The organism is Candidatus Viadribacter manganicus (assembly GCF_001679665.1).
Lineage (GTDB): Bacteria > Pseudomonadota > Alphaproteobacteria > Caulobacterales > Aquidulcibacteraceae > Vitreimonas > Vitreimonas manganica.
The window spans coordinates 500,385-516,787 of the sequence record NZ_CP013244.1; the positions used below are offsets into that span (position 1 = coordinate 500,385).

The window sequence follows — 16,403 nt, forward strand, 5'->3', positions numbered from 1 at the left end:
GCGCTCAGGGCTGCGGGTCTTGCTGGCGAAGCCGTTCTTGGCGGCGTTCGCGCCAACGCTCACGACGCTCTTGGCGCCGCTCCTGAAATTCCTGCCGCTGCTCGGGGCTCAGTCTTTCAGGCGCGATTGCGCCCTCCGCTTGCGCCGGCGCCATCGCGCCCTCTCGACGAGCAGGCGCCGCACTACGCAGCGCCGCAAGCACATCGCGCCGCTGCTCTGGCGTGAGTTCGCCGAAGGCCTCGATCACATCATTCTGAAAAACACCGACCACTGCTTGGTCAGCGGCGCGCACGCGCTCAAACGCTGCGCGCACACGCGGCGCGTCAAACGGCTCTGTTTCAGCCGCGGCAAAGGCGTCGCGGCGCGCTTGTGTTGCGGCCTGACGCGCCTCGCGTGTCTGCGTCAAGCTGTCGGCAAGCTGTTCGCGCATGACGGCGCGCGTCTCCGGCGGCAGCGCCCCTAAGAAGGCGCGCGGGCCCGGCATGCGATCAACGATCGCCTGCTGGCCAGCTTCACGCTCAAGCCTGACGCCGGCGCTCCACGCACCCGCCACGGCGCCGACAACCAGCAAGTTCACAGCCACGGAAACAAAAAGCAGCGTGCGCCAGGGGAAACGAGACTCACTCATCCTTCATCCTCGAACGCCATCGGCGCTTCAAACGCCATGGTGAAATACGTGTCGTCTTCGCTTGGGATTGGCGCCAGGAGCCCACCGCCATAGCCCAGCAGCACGCCAAAGACCGCGCAGGCCGCAAGTGCAAACATCGCTCGCCGATCGAACGCAGGAGGTTGAGCGCGCGGCGCTGACGCTAAAATGCGCGCGGTGAGATCCGGCGACACCGGCGCCTCATGACGGCCCGCGTCCAACAGCAGATCGAGTTCATGCGCGTCAGCGACAAGCGTCGCCGCCTCTGCATCCTCAGCGACGAATGCGCTAGCCGACGCCCGCACACCGGCGGGCCAACGCCGGAAATCGGCGCCGTAGGCGTCTAGCAATTCGGCGAACCGCTGCCGGTCCATGATCTCTTCCTTCCTCGTCACGGCGCGCCCTCTGCACCGCCCATCAAATCCTGCGCGACATCCGCCAAAGCGGCCTTCAGCGCACGCCTGCCGCGCGACAGAAGTGACTCAAGAGCTTCAACGCTGATCTCGAGTATTTCCGCCGCGGCAATGTTGCTCATTTCGTCGAAGTGCACCAACGCGATGGCTGCGCGCTGGCGTTCCGGCAGTGCAGCCAATGCGCCATTCACCTTCGCGGCGCGCTGGCGCGCCAACCACTCCTCGCTGGCGAGCGGGCGGGGGTCGGCCACCATCACCCCCGCGTCTGGATCGGTCTTTTCGCGGCGGCGGCGAAGGCGATCATAACAAAGGTTGATCGCGACCCGGTGCATCCAGGTTTCGAACTTTGCCTGCCCCGGCTTCCAGCGCGGCGCCTCGCGCCACACGCGCAGAAAAACCTCCTGCGCCACATCTTCCGCTTCAGCGCCGTCGTTCAGCATCCGGCGCGCAACGCCGACCATCTTCGGCAAATGCCGGCGCACGAGTGCTTCCGCGGCCCGGGCGTCACCCGCCCCCGCGTTCCGGACGAGCTCGGCGTCCGGATCGATCATACCGCCTCAGCTCTCAATCACGCTCCATTGGCGTAAGCGCCTCAATCCCTAAACGGCTTTGCCCGCCTATTCCGTCGCTGCCGCTTCAACTATCTGCAGAAAGTCTGCGCGAACCGCCGCCTGCGTGGCGCGGAGCATGGTTTCAAGATCATCAGCCCCCGAAACACCCGCCAATCCGGCCAGTCGCCCGACCAGCGGTCGCGGTGCGCCTTCCAAGGTAAAGTCACCGACAGCACAAATGCGCAGCGTCTGTTGCAACGAACTCAGCAATCGCCAGGCATCGGTGAGCCGCGCCCTTGTCTCGTCTGGCAGCGCACCGGCTGCCGCGAGCTTCGCCAGCGCCTCGCCGGTATTGGCGTCAATCACGCCCTCATCGGCGCTCACGAGTTGAAGCGCCTGGGCGGCAAATTCAATGTCGACGAACCCGCCCGGGGCCAATTTCAAATCCCATGGGCTGCGGCTCGGACGTTCGCGATCCATGCGCGCGCGCATGTCGGCGACATCCGCGAGCGTCTTCACTCTGTCACGCGGGCGCGCGATTGCAGCGCGTGCGGTCGACCGCACGCGATCGGCCAGCGCTTGATCACCGGCGACGGACCGCACACGCGTCAGCGCTTGCATCTCCCATGTCCACGCCTCTTCCGCGTAGTAGCGCTCGAAAGACGACAGTCGCACCGCAACCGGCCCCTTCGATCCCGAAGGCCGCAGCTTGGTGTCGATGTCATAAAGCGCGCCCTCTTCGGTCGGCGCCGAGAGTGCGCTAATCAGGCGTTGCGTGAGGCGCGTGTAAAAATCGGACGGCGATCCGTTCGCTGCCGGCGCATCATAGACCAGCATCAAATCAAGATCAGAGTCTTCCGCCAGCTCGCGTCCACCGAACTTACCAAGCGCCAGCACCGTAAAACTACCTGGTTGCGGTCCGTGCTGACGCTCCATTTCCTCTAAGGCCACGTCAGCCATTGCGATCACGCAGGTTTCAGCGAGTTCAGCGTAAGCGGCGCCAGCCTGCTCCGCAGTCGCGGACTGTTCGAGGATCTGCACCGCGATGCGGAACGCCTCTTCGCGGTGAAAGCGCCGGGCGCTGTTGATCTTACCTTCGAATGAATCCGCGTCGTTCACCCGCTCGCGAAGTTCAGCAAGCCGGGACCCCGGCGCATCTTGCCCAAGCGGGATCGCAAACCGCGGCTCGATCAGAGCATCAAGCAATGCCGGCCGCCGCGCAAGCTTATCGCCAAGCTTGGGCGCCAGTGAAAGCACGCGCGCAATGAGATCCAGGAATTTCGGTCGCGCTTCGAGAAGCGCAAGTACCTGCACGCCCGCCGAGAGCGACCCGAAGAAGGCGGAGAAACGCGCAAAGCTCTGATCTGCATCGCCAGCGTTGGAAAACGCGCGCAGCAACCTGGGTGTCAATCTCGTCAGCAATTCGCGCGCCCGCTCCGAGCGCATGGCGCGTACACGGCCGTGGTGCCAACCCCGGATCGTCTGGCTGACCGTCGCCGGATCAGAAAAGCCTAGTTTGGCGATCGTGTTGAGCGTTTCGGGCTGATCTTCAACGCCCGTAAAGATCAAACTGCCCATCGGATCGGCCAAGCTCTGCTTGGCGCCGAACAATTGGTGATCGATATCGGAGACGATCCGTCGCCGCTGGATCAAAGCCGCATCGAACTTTTGCAGCGTTTCAAACCCAGCAAGCGCCGCGACCCGCGCACGCGTATCCGGATCGCCGGGCACACGATGGGTCTGCGCGTCTTCAAGCATTTGGATGCGATGTTCGACCTCACGGAAGAACACATAAGATTCCTGCATTGCGGCGCAGGCCTCGCGCGATATCGCGCCAGCGTCCGCCAACACATCGAGCGCTTCCAGAGTCCGGGGCGACCGCAACTTACGATTTCGCCCGCCCAACACGAGCTGCTGCGTCTGCGCGAAGAGCTCGATGTCTCTGATGCCGCCACGACCGAGCTTCACATCAAAGACGGGGTCACCCAGTTCGGCGCTCTTATGGGCGGAGAGAATTTGGCGTTTTATAGAGTGCACGTCTTCGACGGCGGCAAAATCCAGATGTTTGCGCCAGATGAACGGCACGAGCGAGTCAAGGAACTCGCCTCCGGCGATCCGGTCACCCGCCGCCGCGCGCGCTTTGATAAAGGCCGCGCGCTCCCAGTTCTGACCCAGCGTTTGATAATAGTGTTCGGCCGACGCGATCGACACCGCAACCGGCGTCGAGCCAGGATCGGGCCGCAGGCGCAGATCCGTGCGGAAGACATAACCATCCGCTGTCACTTCTTCGAGCGTACGCACGAGTGGCGCAACCAAACGCACAGCAGCCACGCGCGGCTCACGCGCGCCCGCTTCCGCCAGCTTCTGAGCATCAAAGAAGACCGAAAAATCGATATCACTGGAATAGTTGAGCTCACCGGCGCCCATCTTGCCCATGGCGATGAGCGATACGCCCGGCGCCGCGCTGATCTCGCTATCGAACGCGCCAGCGACGATGTCGCCGCGCTTTGCGCTCTCGGCTGCAGCGACAGATATCGCCGCCCGCAAAGAAGCATCCGCGAACTTCGTCAGCGCTTCCGTGACCTGCATCAGGGGCCATGCGCCCGAGAGATCGGCGAGAGCTGACGCAAGCTGCGCGCCATCCTTGGCGCGGCGCAAGATTACCATCGCTTCTTCGATCGGTGGCGGCGCAACGGCGATTGCGTCGGCGGCGGCAATTGCCTCATGTAAAATACGTTCGGCCCAAGCTTCATTCGGCGATGAGAGCAAATCTGGCCGTCGCTCCATCAGGCGGCGCAGGTGGGGCGCGTGCGATGCGGCGGCAGAAGAAGCTTGTTGCCAAACCGTGCCCACGAACGCGTCCGGTCCGTGTTCGCTGGCGAGCGCGGCGCGGACATTGTGCATCACGAATTCGCCATTGCGGGCAACACGAGGACAGCGCCGAGCCCCTTGCGCTCGCCTTGCCCGCCAAGACCATCACGCAAGTGCAGCCCGCCCTTGTGCAGACGCGCGACCGCAGCAACCAGACTAAGCCCAAGGCCAGCGCCCGGCGTGGAACGCGCACTTTCCAGACGTACAAAACGATCGAGCACACGGTCTCGATCTTCGGGAGCGATACCGGGCCCATCGTCCGACACCGCGATCTCGATGCGCCCATCAACCCGGCGCACTGCGCGCACCTCAACTCGTCCGTTCTGGTATGTGTACTTCAACGCGTTCTCGATGAGGTTCGAGACCGCTTGAGTGAAAAGGCCGGGCTCGCCAAAAATATAGAGACCGTCTTCCACTTCGCCCTTCAGAGCGCGCTGCTCATCCTCTGCGGCTGGTTCATAGAAATCGACCAGTTCGCGCAAAATGGCGGTCGCGTTCACGCGCTCAAAACGCCAAGTGACGTTGCCCTCTACGCGCGCGAGCTTCAGCACAGCAGCGAAGGTGTCGAGCACACTGTCGGCCTCTTCGAGCGCAATACGCAGCGCCTCGCGGTCTGCATCCACGTTCGGCGGGTTTTCGAGCGCCGCCTCGAGCTTCTGGCGAAAGCGGGTCAGCGGTGAGCGCAAATCATGCGCGATCGCATCGCCCGCCGTACGCGACACCTGCATGAGGTGCTGCAAACGATCCAGCATGGCGTTGATGGCGATGGCCAGGGTGTCGAATTCGTCGTTCTCGCCGCGCACCGGTGCGCGGCTCGTGATGTCGCCGCTCATCACCTCGGCCGCAGTCGCCGCCAAAGCCTCGACGCGCCGGGACGCCAGCCATGATCCGATGAGGCCGCTCGCAATCGAGAGCACGACACCGAACAACGCCACCGTCCACAGTGCACTGGTGATACGCCCCGAGATCAGCGCGCTATCTCCAAGATCGCGCGCCACCAACAAGATCGGCCCGTTCAGCAAGCGGCCAACTTGCCCACGCGCCCGGCCTCGCACGGCGTTTCCGTCTTCGTCCAAACGCTCGAAGTTGAAGTCGACCCGCTCGGCGGCGGCCGTCGGCATGGAGGGCAATTGTTGGAAGTCGCCAGTGATCACCGTGCCGTTGCTTTCAGCCAGCACGTAGAGCAGCGGGCCTTGGCGCGCGGCGCGCTCCACGACCTCCTGGTTCAAACGGCGAATGCCGCCCTCGCCGTAGGCACGGTCGAGGGCGGCATATTCCTGATCGGCTAGCAGATCAGAGTCGGCGTTGAGCTGTCCTACGGTCGCGAAATAGACGTAGCCCAGCAACGCGATGACGAACACGAGCACGATGCCGGCTTGCGCAAGCGCGAGCCGGAACGTTGTCGTCCGAAGGAGCGAGAGGCTTGGCCTCATGCCTCCAGTCGATAACCTGATCCTCGCACCGTGTGCAGAAGGGACTGCGCAAAATCACGATCGATTTTCGAGCGCAGGCGGGAAATGTGCACGTCGATGACGTTCGTCTGAGGATCGAAATGATAATCCCAGACGTTCTCGAGCAGCATCTTGCGCGTCACCGTCTGTCCGGAGTGGCGCATGAGATATTCGAGCAGGCGAAATTCCCGCGGCTGCAGGTCGAGTTTCTTGCCACCGCGCCGTACGGTGCGGGCCAGCAGATCCATTTCAAGATCGCCGACCGCGAGTTTGGTTTGCGGCTCGCGATCGCGGCCGTTCCAAAGCGCCCGAACCCGCGCCAGCAACTCACGCGTCGAAAACGGCTTACCGAGGTAATCGTTCGCGCCGGCGTTGAGGCCTTCAATGCGGTGATCTTCGTCGTGCAGCGCCGATAGGATCAGCACCGGTGTTGAGACGCCTTGGTCGCGCAGCTCACGCACGACCGAAACGCCCAACTTCTTTGGCAACATGCGATCGAGAACGATCACATCATAACCGCCGCCTGAAGCCATCGACTGGCCCAGTTCACCGTCGCCCGCGACTTCAACCTCGTGGTCGTCTGCGCTGAGCGACGCTTTCAAGTTTGCGGCCATCTCAGCGTCGTCCTCAACCAGGAGAACCCTCATACTGTCCCTCCTCATTGCCCACCCACATCGACGGCAACGAAGCCGCGACCCGCACGATTGCTCACTTGCAAAAGCAGCGGGCGATTGGCGCGACGCGCCGCATCGACCGCGGCGGTCAACTCAGCGGCGGTGCGGATCGCTCGGCCACCGGCCTGCATGATAACGTCACCAGGACGAATGCCCTTTTGGGCCGCATCGCTAGTCGGCTCGACCGTCGTGATCACAAGGCCGTTTTCGTTGGCCCGCAGCGAAAGACGCGTGCGGTCTTCAGCCGTCAGCGGACGCACTGAGACGCCAAGCGAGCTTTGAGCGACGCCGCCTTGTTGCTCTTGCTCCGGTTCCGGCGTCGCATTCGGCGCTGGGTTCGTTGAGGCGAGCGTCTGCTCGGACGGACGTTCGCCGAGGCGCAGGTTCAGCGTCTGGCGCCGGCCGTTGCGCAGGATTTCTACGCGGGAATTGGCGCCGATCGCGGTGGCGCCCACGCGTTGCGTCAAATCACGACTGTTCTCGATTTGCTGACCATTGAAGGTGAGGATCACATCGCCCTGCTGGAGGCCGGCGCGCGCAGCCGGACCATCCGGCGTCACGCTCGCGATCAGCGCACCGCGTGCTTCTTCAAGACCCAGGCTGCTGGCGATGTCGGCGTCGAGCGGTTGGATGGAGACGCCGATCCAGCCACGCGTAACGCGGCCACTATTGATAATCTGCTGAACGATTGCACTGGCTGTGTTGGCCGGAATGGCGAAGCCGATACCGACGTTGCCACCGGTTGGCGAGAAGATGGCGCTGTTCACGCCGATCACATTGCCGGCGAGATCAAAGGTCGGACCACCCGAGTTGCCGCGATTGATCGGCGCGTCGATCTGCATGTAATCGACGTAAGCCGATGAACCCGCATCGGTGCGGCCCATAGCCGAGACGATGCCGGCCGTCGCGGTGCCATCGAGACCGAACGGATTGCCGACAGCCACGACCCAATCGCCAACGCGCACGTGGCGTGCGTCATCGAACGTCACATACGGGAAGCGGCCGCCGCCGCGCACGCGAAGGACGGCGATGTCGGTGGCTTCGTCCGAGCCGACGATGTCGGCGGGAATGTCACGGCCATCGCTGGTGCGGATCGTGATCTCTTCGGCGCCTTCAACAACGTGATGGTTCGTCACGATGGTGCCATCCTGGCCGATGAAGAAGCCCGAGCCCAGCGAAGTCGGGGCCGGACCTTGGCGCCCGTTCGGACGGCCACGGAAAAATTCCTCAAATCCGGGCGGCAGGCCCTCAAGCGAAGGCTGCTGCACGGCGTCTGGGCGCTGGCGAACAGTGACGGAAACAACCGCAGGGCGCACGCGCTCGATCAAGTCGGCGAAGCTGCCCGGTGCGCCGTGCGGGGGGGCGACGGCGGTTGGATTGATCTCTTGAGCGGTGGCCGAGAGCAGCGTCGGGGCCGCGAACCCGGCGAACAGCGCCAAGGCGGCGCCGCCGGCCATCAAGGTGCGGCGGAGGTACTTCATCGAAACGACTTCAGTCATGAGTTTTGAACCCTTGGGAGGACGCTGCAATTGGAGGCTTAGCCCAGCTACGTTTCAAGCCCTAGTTAGGCGCCATCACTTGCCGGTTAAGCGGCGTTTGGGGCGAAGTTGCGATGGATTGGGGCCGAACCCGGCGGCTTTTTTAGGACATTCAGCAACTTGCGCGACGAACGGCCCGGTTCGCACGACCTTTTATCGTTCACCATCTTCTGGGGTGAAATCCACCGCCGCGGCGGTTCGTCTCCGCCGTCCAGCCAAGACCGCAACGAGGCCCGCGCCGCCCAGGAGCAGCGGAGCGGCCCAAAGCGCCCAGGTCCGGGCGTCAAACGGCGGGCGGAACAGGACGAAGTCGCCGTAGCGCCGCCGGAAGAAATTCCGGATCTCCTCATCGCTATCCCCAGCCGCGATCCGCTCACGCACCAGCGCACGCATATCGGCGGCAATGTCAGCTGTGGATTGAGCGATCGGCTCATTCTCGCACTGAACGCAGCGGATCTCTTGGTCTAGCGATTGCGCCCGCGTCTCGTGGGCAGGATCGCCCAAAGCGGAGGGCCCAACGGCGGCAAGAAGCACCGTGACGAGACTCATGCCGGCGCACTCCGCTTGCGCGCAAGCGAGACCAAGCTCAGCCCCCCGCCAATCGCCATCATCAACACGCCGATGAAAATGAACTGCACCAGCGGATTATGATAGAGACGCACCGTCCAGGCGCCATTGCCACCGCGAACCTCTTCGCCAAGGGCCACGTAAATATCGCCGTCAAAACCGCTCAAAATGCCAACCTCGGACGTTGGCATCGGCGATGTCGAGAAATAGCGTCGCTCGGCTGAAACCGCCCGTGACTCTCCGTTGCTCTGATCGACACGGAAGTTCGCGCGCGTCGCCGAATAGTTCGGGCCTTCGATGCCGCCGACTTCAAGCAGCGAAATCCGCCTGCCCGCGAAGGCGACGCCCTCGCCGGGCGCTAGCGCCACCGCGCGTTCAATGCGGAAGGCCGTCTCCGCAACAGCGCCGAGTGTCAGCACGCCGGCGCCGATGTGCGCCAAACTCATCGACCAAACCGCAAGTGGCAGGAGCGCGATCTTCGCTGAGAGTTTGCCGGTCCCACGCTGCAAGCGCACCCAAAGATAGATGAAACCGCCCGCGACGAGCCACACGGCCAGCATCAATCCTAGCGCCGGCACAGCCCGCCACTGGGTTAGCACCAGCGCCGCAACAAGCGTGATCAGCGCCAAGATCGCTGCCGGTGCGAGCTTCAAAAGCGCTGCGCGCATGTCGCCGACCCGCCACGTCAGCATCGGCCCGAGCGGCAACAGCAAGAACAACACCGCCAGCAACGGCGCGACCGTCGCATTGAAGAAAGGCGGACCCACGGAAATCAGCCCGCCGCCGAATGCCTCGACGAGCAACGGATAAAGCGTGCCGATCAGCACAACGCCCGCCGCGACGGCCAGTCCGAAATTATTCCACACCAGCATGCTCTCGCGGCTCACCGCCGCGAAACCAGACGGCTGCGCCAGTTTCGGCGCGCGCCATGCGTAAAGTCCAAATCCCGAACCCAGCGCAACTGCGAGCAGGATCAGCACTGCAATCCCGCGCTGCGGATCAACGGCGAACGCATGCACCGATGTCAGAACGCCGGAGCGCACAAGGAAGGTTCCAAGCAGCGCCAAGCCGAAGCCCATAATCGCAAGAAGAATGGTCCAGCTGGCGAGCGACCCGCGCCGCTCTGTGACGATGGCCGAGTGAACAAGCGCCGCCGCCACCAACCACGGCATGAAGCTCGCGTTTTCGACCGGGTCCCAGAACCACCAGCCACCCCAACCCAGTTCGTAGTATGCCCAATACGAGCCGAGACAGATGCCAAGCGTTAGACATGTCCACGCGATCAGCGTCCACGGGCGCAAGGCGCGCGCCCAAGCTTGATCCGCGCGTCCCTCAAGCAAGGCCGCGAGCGCCAAAGAGAACGGCACACTCATGCCAACATATCCAAGATAGAGCAGCGGCGGATGCACCGCGAGCGCCGGATCTTGCAACAGCGGATTGAGACCGCTTCCAATCATCGGCGCCGGGTCGAGACGCGCGAATGGATTGGAGAGGAACAACGTGTAGATCAGCGCGCCCGCCGTCACCAATCCTTGCACGCCAATAGTGCGCGCCCAAAGCCCGAGCGATTGCTTGCCCCGCAAAGTCGCGAAGATCGCGCCAAACGTGGCCGACACCAAGCACCACAGCAGCATCGAGCCTTCGTGGTTTCCCCACGTACCGGCAATTTTATAAATCATCGGTTTGTCGATGTGCGAGTTGGCCGCGACAACAGCGACTGTGAAGTCTGACTGCACGAACAGCGTCATCAGCAAGCCGAAAGCCAACGCGCATGTCAGCGCAGTTGCCTGCGAGATCGCCGCAGCCGCGGCCGCGCGCGCTTCACTTTGCGCAAACAGCAGCCCCAGGGCGCCTTGCGCCAAAGACAATGCAAGCGCCAGCGCAGCGGCGAACGCGCCGATCTCCGCGATCATGGCGAACCCTGCCCCTTCCATTCGCCGCGCTCCTTCAGAGCCTCGGCGACTTCACGCGGCATGTAGTTTTCATCGTGCTTGGCGAGCACGCGATCGGCGTGGAACGCTTCACCCGGCATCCACTCGCCCTCACACACAACGCCCTGACCTTCGCGGAAGAGATCAGGCAGCAAGCCTTCGTAACGCACCTGCACTTCGGTTGCGCCGTCGGTCACCGAGAACGTCGTTACGTGCGCGTCGGTATGAACCGTGCCTTCAACGACAAGGCCGCCGAGGCGTATCCGCTGCCCCGCCTCAGCTTTCGTCGAAAGTTCCGACGGCGCCACGAAGTACACAACCGAGTCGCGCAGTCCCGCGAACGTCAGCGTCGCGGCCAACACCAACACGGCGCCCGCCACGCCGATGATCATCAAACGCTGATCGCGCCTACGCATGCTCATGGCGGTTGCCCCGATGCAAAGCGCCGCGCCATCTCGCGACGTGGGTCGTCCTGTCCCATTCGGGCCAACGCTTCACCCCACATACGTTGCGCCTCCGCATCGCGCCCGCCTTCCATCGCCGCCATCGCACGATAAACCCAAGGCGCCGGCTCGTTCGTCACCGTCGTCGCCTGCTCAAGGAACGCCAACGCCTCCGGCGTGTAAGTTCCCTCGGAGCCGGCCACCGCACGCGCCAAACCGATCAACGCATCTGCCGAGCGTGGCTCGCGCCGCAACGCCGCATCAAATGCGCGCGCCGCTTCTTGTGGGCGATTGGCGCGCAGATAAATTTCGCCGCTCGCAAGATAAGGCCAAGGATCGCGCGGGTTCGCTCGCGCATCCTCCGCGAGCACAGCGAGCCAGTCTTGCATGTTGTAGGTCTCAGGCGGCCGCTGCCGCAGCGCTTCCAGCCGCGAGGCATAGGCGCCACCGGGCAGATCCGGCCGGCCGTTCACAAGATAGACCGTGAGCGCGATCACACTCGTCGCGGCCAGCGTGAGCAAAACCGTGCGCCCGGTTTTTGCATCGCCGCCCGCACGACGCGCGGCGCGCAGCGCCCAAAACGCTGAAAAGGCCGCCAACAGAGCGCCGACAAGAACGACAATTAAGGGCGTCAACACGGAGACGAGGCCTAGCGCGGTTCGAGCTGCGATGAAACCGGCGCGGACGCCGCAGGCTCAATCAGTCGCCGGCAATCTGAGCCTAGCTTTCAGGCCACCGAGTTGACCCCGCTCAAAGATCAACTCGCCCGCGTACAATTCTACAGTTTCCTGTAAAATCGAGAGCCCGAGCCCCTGGCCAGGCGCCGCTTCATCCAAGCGTGCGCCACGTTCCATTGCTCGGGCGATTTCCGCATCCGAAAGGCCCGGCCCATCGTCCTCCACGACGATTTCGAACAAGCCTTTCGAGTCGAACGCCGGCAACAGCCGGACGATTACTTGGCTCGCGCCATACTTGCAGGCGTTATCGATCAGATTGGCGGCCATCTCCAGTAAGTCTTCGCGCTCGCCGCGGAAGGTCACGTCGGTCTCGGCCTCGATCGAAATGTCCATCGCTTTGGTGGAGTCGTACTTCTGCTCCATCATGAAAACGAGGTCTTCGAGGTTCTGCAGCACTGGCGTGCGGTAGGCGATTGTAGCGCCAGCGCTCGCTTCCGCGCGCGCCGCAACGCGAGCACGGCGAAGCTGTCGCTCCACGAAGGCTTCCATCTCTTCGATAGACTGCTTCATCACCGCATCTTCGCCGCCGCTGGCGGCAGCGTTCTTCAACACCGCGATCGGTGTTTTCAGCGCATGCGCGAGATTGCCCACGTGACGCCGCGCGCGCTCGACCACCTCACGATTGTGATCAACCAGCGCATTGAGTTCATCCGTGACCGGCTGAATTTCCGCCGGATAATCGCCGTCGAGCCGGTCGGCATCGCCGCGCCGAACAGCTGCAATATCGCGCTGCAATTCATGCAATGGCTCAAGCCCGATCCGAACCTGCAGCACCGAAACCGCCGCAACCATCAGGGCGCAGAAAATGACGAACACCGCGAACGCCCAGCCCACCAAATTCGCGGCGGGCGCCAAGATTGCCGCCGTCGCAACGCCAACGACGAAAACGTAGCGTCCCTCGACCTCTGGAATAGCCTCCAACCGCGTCACAATCCGCAGATCGCCGCCATCGGGGCCATTGATGCTGAAATAGCGCGCGCCATCTCCCGGACGCGCCGCAGCGATCTCGCGCAACACATTTGGCGGCAACCGGATTTCTGCATCCACAAGCGAGGGCGAAATCGTCTGCGTCTGCAATCGCCCGTCGCCGCGCACGAGCGCGATCTGAAAATATCGCCCGCTGAGCGGCTGCAGATAGCGCGGGTCATAAGGCAGATCGCGCAGGATCAATTCGTCGCTCAAACCCGGCCCGGCATTGCCGATGAGATCGTCTGCAACGCTTTCAATTTCTGGATCGATCAGCAGACGTAACAACTGCGCATTGAATTGCGCATGCGCAATCCAGCCCATGAGCACGAGCCCAAACACACTGACAACGGCGATGGTCAGAAGGCGGGCGGCAAGCGAGTGGCGTATGGCCGCCCGGAAGCGCTGAATGATGCTTCCGGCAGAAGCCGTCACTGCGCGTCCGCGGGGTCGATCAACCGATAGCCCAGGCCCTTTTCGGTGATGATCCGGGCCGTGCCGATCTTGCGGCGTAGAATGCCGATGAACACTTCGATCGTGTTCGAGTCACGCTCGTGGTCCTGGCTGTAAATCTTCTCCGTCAGCTCCGTGCGTGACACGATGCGGCCGGCGTGGTGCATCAAATAGTCCAGCACCTTGTACTGATACGCCGTCAGCTTCACCGGCGCGCCATTTACGGTCACCTGGCCCGTCGCCGAGTTTAGACGCAAATCGCCAACTTCCAGCACCGACGATTGGTGATCGGTTTGGCGGCGCACGTTCGCACGTACACGCGCCAGCAATTCCGCCATGTGGAACGGCTTTGTGACATAGTCATTGGCCCCAAGATCGAGCCCTTCGACCTTCTCGCTCCAGCGGTCACGCGCCGAGAGAATAAGGACAGGCATCGTCTTGCCCTCCTTACGCCAGGCCTTCAGCACCGAAAGCCCATCCACCTTCGGCAAGCCCAGATCGAGGATCACCAGATCGTAAGGCTCAGTCTCGCCGAGAAACTGACCTTCTTCGCCGTCGGCGGCGCTATCGATTGTATAGCCAGCGTCGGTGAGCGCGGATGCAAGCTGCTCGCGCAAGTTCTTATCGTCTTCGACCACCAACACGCGCATTCGTCGTTCCGTCCTTAGCGAGTGGCGCTGACGCGAATATCGCGTATCTGCCCATCAGGCATGCGCCACCGGACGACATAGACGGGGCTGCCGCCCTGCTCAAGGCGATGCGAGACGTACTCGCCGCCGTATTGAGCCCGGAGTTCTTCAACGACTTCGCGCAATGGGCGAAGGTCCTGTTGACCGCCGCCGCGATATTGGGCGGGCATCGTCCAGGCAGGTTGAGGGGCCTCCGCGCGCGGACGCGGCTGTGCGCTAACACTCGTCGGCGCTGCGAACGCACTAGCCGCGAGAACCGCGGAGAGGAGAGCAAACTTGGCCCACATGACGATTTTGGAATACGCGCGTCGCTCTGAATGGGCGCTGAATGCAGCGTCCGCTTTGCCTTAACTATTCGGCCTCGGCGGGGTGTAGTCCCGTTTCGGCCACTTTTTGACAAACTTACGCAAGTCTTCGTCCGTGGCTTCGGGGAGCATAACCTGAAGGCGCACGAATTGATCGCCCTGTCCGGCGACACCCTTGCCCTTCAAACGCAACACTTTTCCAGTGTTGGAACCGGCTGGAATGGTGAGCGAGACGTTCCCGCCCGGAGTCGGCGCTTGAATGCGCGCGCCTTCCACAGCCTCCGTCAGCGAGATGTTCAAGTCCATGTGAACGTCTTGGCCTTCGCGGCGGAAAAACGCGTGCGGACGCACTTTGAGTTCGACCAAGGCATCGCCTGCCGGGCCGCCTTGCACACCCGCGCCGCCCTGATTCTTGAGCCGCAGCACCTGCCCCGTTTCAACGCCAGCCGGAATTGCAACGTCCAACGTGCGCCCTTCAGCGAGCGAAATCCGTCGCTTCGCGCCATTGATGGCGTCAAGGAAATCGATGTCGAGGGTAAAGCGAATGTCGCGCCCGCGCATGCGCGAATAGGTACGCGCACCGCCAAACCCTGGCCCGAACAGGTCCGAGAAGATATCGCCAAGATCAAACGGATCGCCCGCGCCTGCGGCCCCGCCACTGGGACCAGGTCCAGCCCCCGCGCCCGCATGCGCGCGCGCGCTTTGCCTTGGTCCACGCGCATTGAACGCCATGCGCTCGTTGCCATCCGCATCAATCTCACCGCGATCAAAGCGCTGCTTCGTCAACGGATCGGAGAGAAGGTTGAAAGCGGCAGTCGATTGCTTGAACCGCTCTTCAGCGGCTTTGTCGCCAGGGCGCACATCGGGGTGCAACTCCTTCGCGAGATTTCGATAGGCGCGCCGAATGTCGTCCGCACTAGCGGTCCGGCTGACGCCGAGGGAGGCGTATGGATCCCAGCTCAAGGTGTCAGCACGCTCCAACTTCGGGAGATGACCCGCGCGCCGCCCGGACATCGGAATCAGCGCTTTCAGCCATTCTGGCCTCCCCGACTATAATGTTATGGTTAACTCCGTGTTCAACCCTGTGGCGCCGCTTTCACCCAGTTGCGCGACACGGAAGTGCAACGACCCAGGCAAAGAGCCAAAATCGGCCGTTTGTGCGGCCGCTATATATATAAAGGTGGGGACAGAGGTCGTTTCGCTGCGGACCACACACCCTCCCCCGAGCACTTCAAGCAGGTAACTTTCCCCCGGCGCCCCCCAAAGGCGGCTCGCCAGCAGCCCAAGAAGAATCGCCGCCCAAACGCGCGCACCGCACCCAACTCACGGGCCACATCGCCCGAACGCCTCGCACCGCGCGCACATGAGCCGGCGCCCATGGCCGCGCCGACACGTGCGGCAACGCTATATCCACCGCTTCTGCGCGAACGCTGGAAGCTTGCGCTCCCGAGGGCGGCACAACAACGTGAAGAGCTTCCTGCCACTCATGCGCACCGATGTTCATGCGCGCCAACCGCTGATCAAATTTTACAATCCGCGCGCCCACCGGATGGCTCGCCCATTGCGTGGGCTGAGACTTGGCGTCCACGCAACAGCGTTCGCAACTCGTCGATTCTCAAGCTCTACAAACGCGCACGACGCCGCCTGCACCAACTCCCACTCCCCCCAATGGCCATTGCAGTTCTCCCATGATCGCCGGCGCACTCACGCTTGCGCGCTTCGACTGCAAGGCGCCCGCGTAAACTTCAGGCGAGCCGGTCCACAGCGACGCGAATACGCCCGCCAATGGCCGCCCCTCCGCTTCGTCCCCAGGCAAAGGCGGCAAATCCAGAATTGCAAACGCTGGTGCTGGCGCGGGATTGGAAAACGGCGGCGCGCTGGGCTCGGCGGCGCCAAGCAACGCACCATCGCTCTCGTGCGCGACGCAACTCCAGCCGGCGTGTTTCGCCGTCCTCAATGCGCACGATCACGAACGCACTCGGACCGAACATCACCTTGTCGTCCAGCTCAAATCCTAATTCATACGAACTGAGATCAGACTGTAGCGTCTCGCTCCCAGCGCGCCATTCAGCCAGCACGCGCTGGCCATCGAATGCCGCAACGTCCAACTCGGCCTTCACCAGTGCCGAAAGGGCTTTTGCGAGCCGCTCGCCCTCTTGCGCCTTGCC

General features: G+C 63.1%; 16 protein-coding genes. All 16 read right to left on the bottom strand.

All coding sequences use genetic code 11. From position 1 onward, the window contains the following. Positions 1–4: 4 nt before the first annotated feature. Positions 5–628 (bottom strand): periplasmic heavy metal sensor, encoded by a 624-nt coding sequence (locus ATE48_RS02565; RefSeq protein WP_066767509.1) that lies wholly within the window; start codon positions 626–628, stop codon positions 5–7. Then, the gene (locus ATE48_RS02570) at positions 625–1,020 is read right to left on the bottom strand and encodes a hypothetical protein (RefSeq protein WP_066767511.1); all 396 of its coding nucleotides are present in this window, start codon (positions 1,018–1,020) and stop codon (positions 625–627) included. The genes ATE48_RS02565 and ATE48_RS02570 overlap by 4 nt, the downstream gene beginning before the upstream one ends. A gap of 17 nt (positions 1,021–1,037) precedes the next feature. Next, complete coding sequence (locus ATE48_RS02575) at positions 1,038–1,610, bottom strand: RNA polymerase sigma factor (protein WP_066767513.1); 573 nt, start codon at positions 1,608–1,610, stop codon at positions 1,038–1,040. A 66-nt stretch (positions 1,611–1,676) separates the two neighbouring features. Continuing rightward, entirely contained in the window at positions 1,677–4,514 is a 2,838-nt protein-coding gene (locus ATE48_RS02580) for a bifunctional [glutamine synthetase] adenylyltransferase/[glutamine synthetase]-adenylyl-L-tyrosine phosphorylase (protein WP_066767515.1), read from the bottom strand. Beyond that, complete coding sequence (locus ATE48_RS02585; RefSeq protein ID WP_066767516.1) at positions 4,514–5,914, bottom strand: sensor histidine kinase; 1,401 nt, start codon at positions 5,912–5,914, stop codon at positions 4,514–4,516. The genes ATE48_RS02580 and ATE48_RS02585 overlap by 1 nt, the downstream gene beginning before the upstream one ends. Beyond that, positions 5,911–6,579 carry a response regulator transcription factor gene (locus tag ATE48_RS02590; RefSeq protein WP_066767517.1) on the bottom strand — a complete coding sequence of 223 codons (669 nt, stop codon included), beginning with the start codon at positions 6,577–6,579 and terminating at the stop codon, positions 5,911–5,913. Before ATE48_RS02590 ends, ATE48_RS02585 begins: the two co-directional genes overlap by 4 nt. 11 nt (positions 6,580–6,590) lie before the next feature. Next, a complete protein-coding gene (locus tag ATE48_RS02595) occupies positions 6,591–8,105 on the bottom strand; it encodes a Do family serine endopeptidase (RefSeq protein ID WP_156767565.1) in 1,515 nt (504 codons plus the stop codon). Positions 8,106–8,297: 192 nt separating this feature from the next. Next, a complete protein-coding gene (locus ATE48_RS02600) occupies positions 8,298–8,693 on the bottom strand; it encodes a cytochrome c-type biogenesis protein (RefSeq protein ID WP_066767518.1) in 396 nt (131 codons plus the stop codon). Continuing rightward, complete coding sequence (locus ATE48_RS02605) at positions 8,690–10,624, bottom strand: heme lyase CcmF/NrfE family subunit (protein WP_066774527.1); 1,935 nt, start codon at positions 10,622–10,624, stop codon at positions 8,690–8,692. The genes ATE48_RS02600 and ATE48_RS02605 overlap by 4 nt, the downstream gene beginning before the upstream one ends. Continuing rightward, positions 10,621–11,058, bottom strand: coding sequence for a cytochrome c maturation protein CcmE (gene ccmE / locus ATE48_RS02610; RefSeq protein ID WP_066767522.1), 438 nt, complete (start codon positions 11,056–11,058; stop codon positions 10,621–10,623). Before ccmE ends, ATE48_RS02605 begins: the two co-directional genes overlap by 4 nt. A 2-nt stretch (positions 11,059–11,060) precedes the next feature. Next, positions 11,061–11,723: a tetratricopeptide repeat protein gene (locus ATE48_RS02615; RefSeq protein WP_066767524.1), complete on the bottom strand. Its 663-nt coding sequence runs from the start codon at positions 11,721–11,723 to the stop codon at positions 11,061–11,063. A gap of 57 nt (positions 11,724–11,780) precedes the next feature. Further along, on the bottom strand, positions 11,781–13,223 hold the full coding sequence (locus tag ATE48_RS02620; RefSeq protein WP_083197123.1) for a sensor histidine kinase: 1,443 nt from the start codon (positions 13,221–13,223) through the stop codon (positions 11,781–11,783). Then, on the bottom strand, positions 13,220–13,891 hold the full coding sequence (locus tag ATE48_RS02625; protein ID WP_066767526.1) for a response regulator: 672 nt from the start codon (positions 13,889–13,891) through the stop codon (positions 13,220–13,222). Before ATE48_RS02625 ends, ATE48_RS02620 begins: the two co-directional genes overlap by 4 nt. A 14-nt stretch (positions 13,892–13,905) precedes the next feature. Then, positions 13,906–14,217 (bottom strand): PepSY domain-containing protein, encoded by a 312-nt coding sequence (locus tag ATE48_RS02630; protein ID WP_066767528.1) that lies wholly within the window; start codon positions 14,215–14,217, stop codon positions 13,906–13,908. Between the two features lie 60 nt (positions 14,218–14,277). Continuing rightward, on the bottom strand, positions 14,278–15,198 hold the full coding sequence (locus ATE48_RS02635; RefSeq protein WP_066774531.1) for a DnaJ C-terminal domain-containing protein: 921 nt from the start codon (positions 15,196–15,198) through the stop codon (positions 14,278–14,280). 782 nt (positions 15,199–15,980) lie between these two features. Beyond that, a complete protein-coding gene (locus ATE48_RS02645; RefSeq protein WP_066767532.1) occupies positions 15,981–16,355 on the bottom strand; it encodes a hypothetical protein in 375 nt (124 codons plus the stop codon). Positions 16,356–16,403 lie beyond the last annotated feature (48 nt).

Coding starts and splice junctions, on each gene's coding strand:
- ATE48_RS02630 (WP_066767528.1), bottom strand. CDS start 14,217: ATGTGGGCCAAGTTTGCTCTCCTCTCCGCGGTTCTCGCGGCTAGTGCG.
- ATE48_RS02575 (WP_066767513.1), bottom strand. CDS start 1,610: ATGATCGATCCGGACGCCGAGCTCGTCCGGAACGCGGGGGCGGGTGAC.
- ATE48_RS02600 (WP_066767518.1), bottom strand. CDS start 8,693: ATGAGTCTCGTCACGGTGCTTCTTGCCGCCGTTGGGCCCTCCGCTTTG.
- ATE48_RS02595 (WP_156767565.1), bottom strand. CDS start 8,105: ATGACTGAAGTCGTTTCGATGAAGTACCTCCGCCGCACCTTGATGGCC.
- ATE48_RS02605 (WP_066774527.1), bottom strand. CDS start 10,624: ATGATCGCGGAGATCGGCGCGTTCGCCGCTGCGCTGGCGCTTGCATTG.
- ATE48_RS02585 (WP_066767516.1), bottom strand. CDS start 5,914: ATGAGGCCAAGCCTCTCGCTCCTTCGGACGACAACGTTCCGGCTCGCG.
- ATE48_RS02590 (WP_066767517.1), bottom strand. CDS start 6,579: ATGAGGGTTCTCCTGGTTGAGGACGACGCTGAGATGGCCGCAAACTTG.
- ATE48_RS02565 (WP_066767509.1), bottom strand. CDS start 628: ATGAGTGAGTCTCGTTTCCCCTGGCGCACGCTGCTTTTTGTTTCCGTG.
- ATE48_RS02580 (WP_066767515.1), bottom strand. CDS start 4,514: ATGCACAATGTCCGCGCCGCGCTCGCCAGCGAACACGGACCGGACGCG.
- ccmE (WP_066767522.1), bottom strand. CDS start 11,058: ATGCGTAGGCGCGATCAGCGTTTGATGATCATCGGCGTGGCGGGCGCC.
- ATE48_RS02570 (WP_066767511.1), bottom strand. CDS start 1,020: ATGGACCGGCAGCGGTTCGCCGAATTGCTAGACGCCTACGGCGCCGAT.
- ATE48_RS02625 (WP_066767526.1), bottom strand. CDS start 13,891: ATGCGCGTGTTGGTGGTCGAAGACGATAAGAACTTGCGCGAGCAGCTT.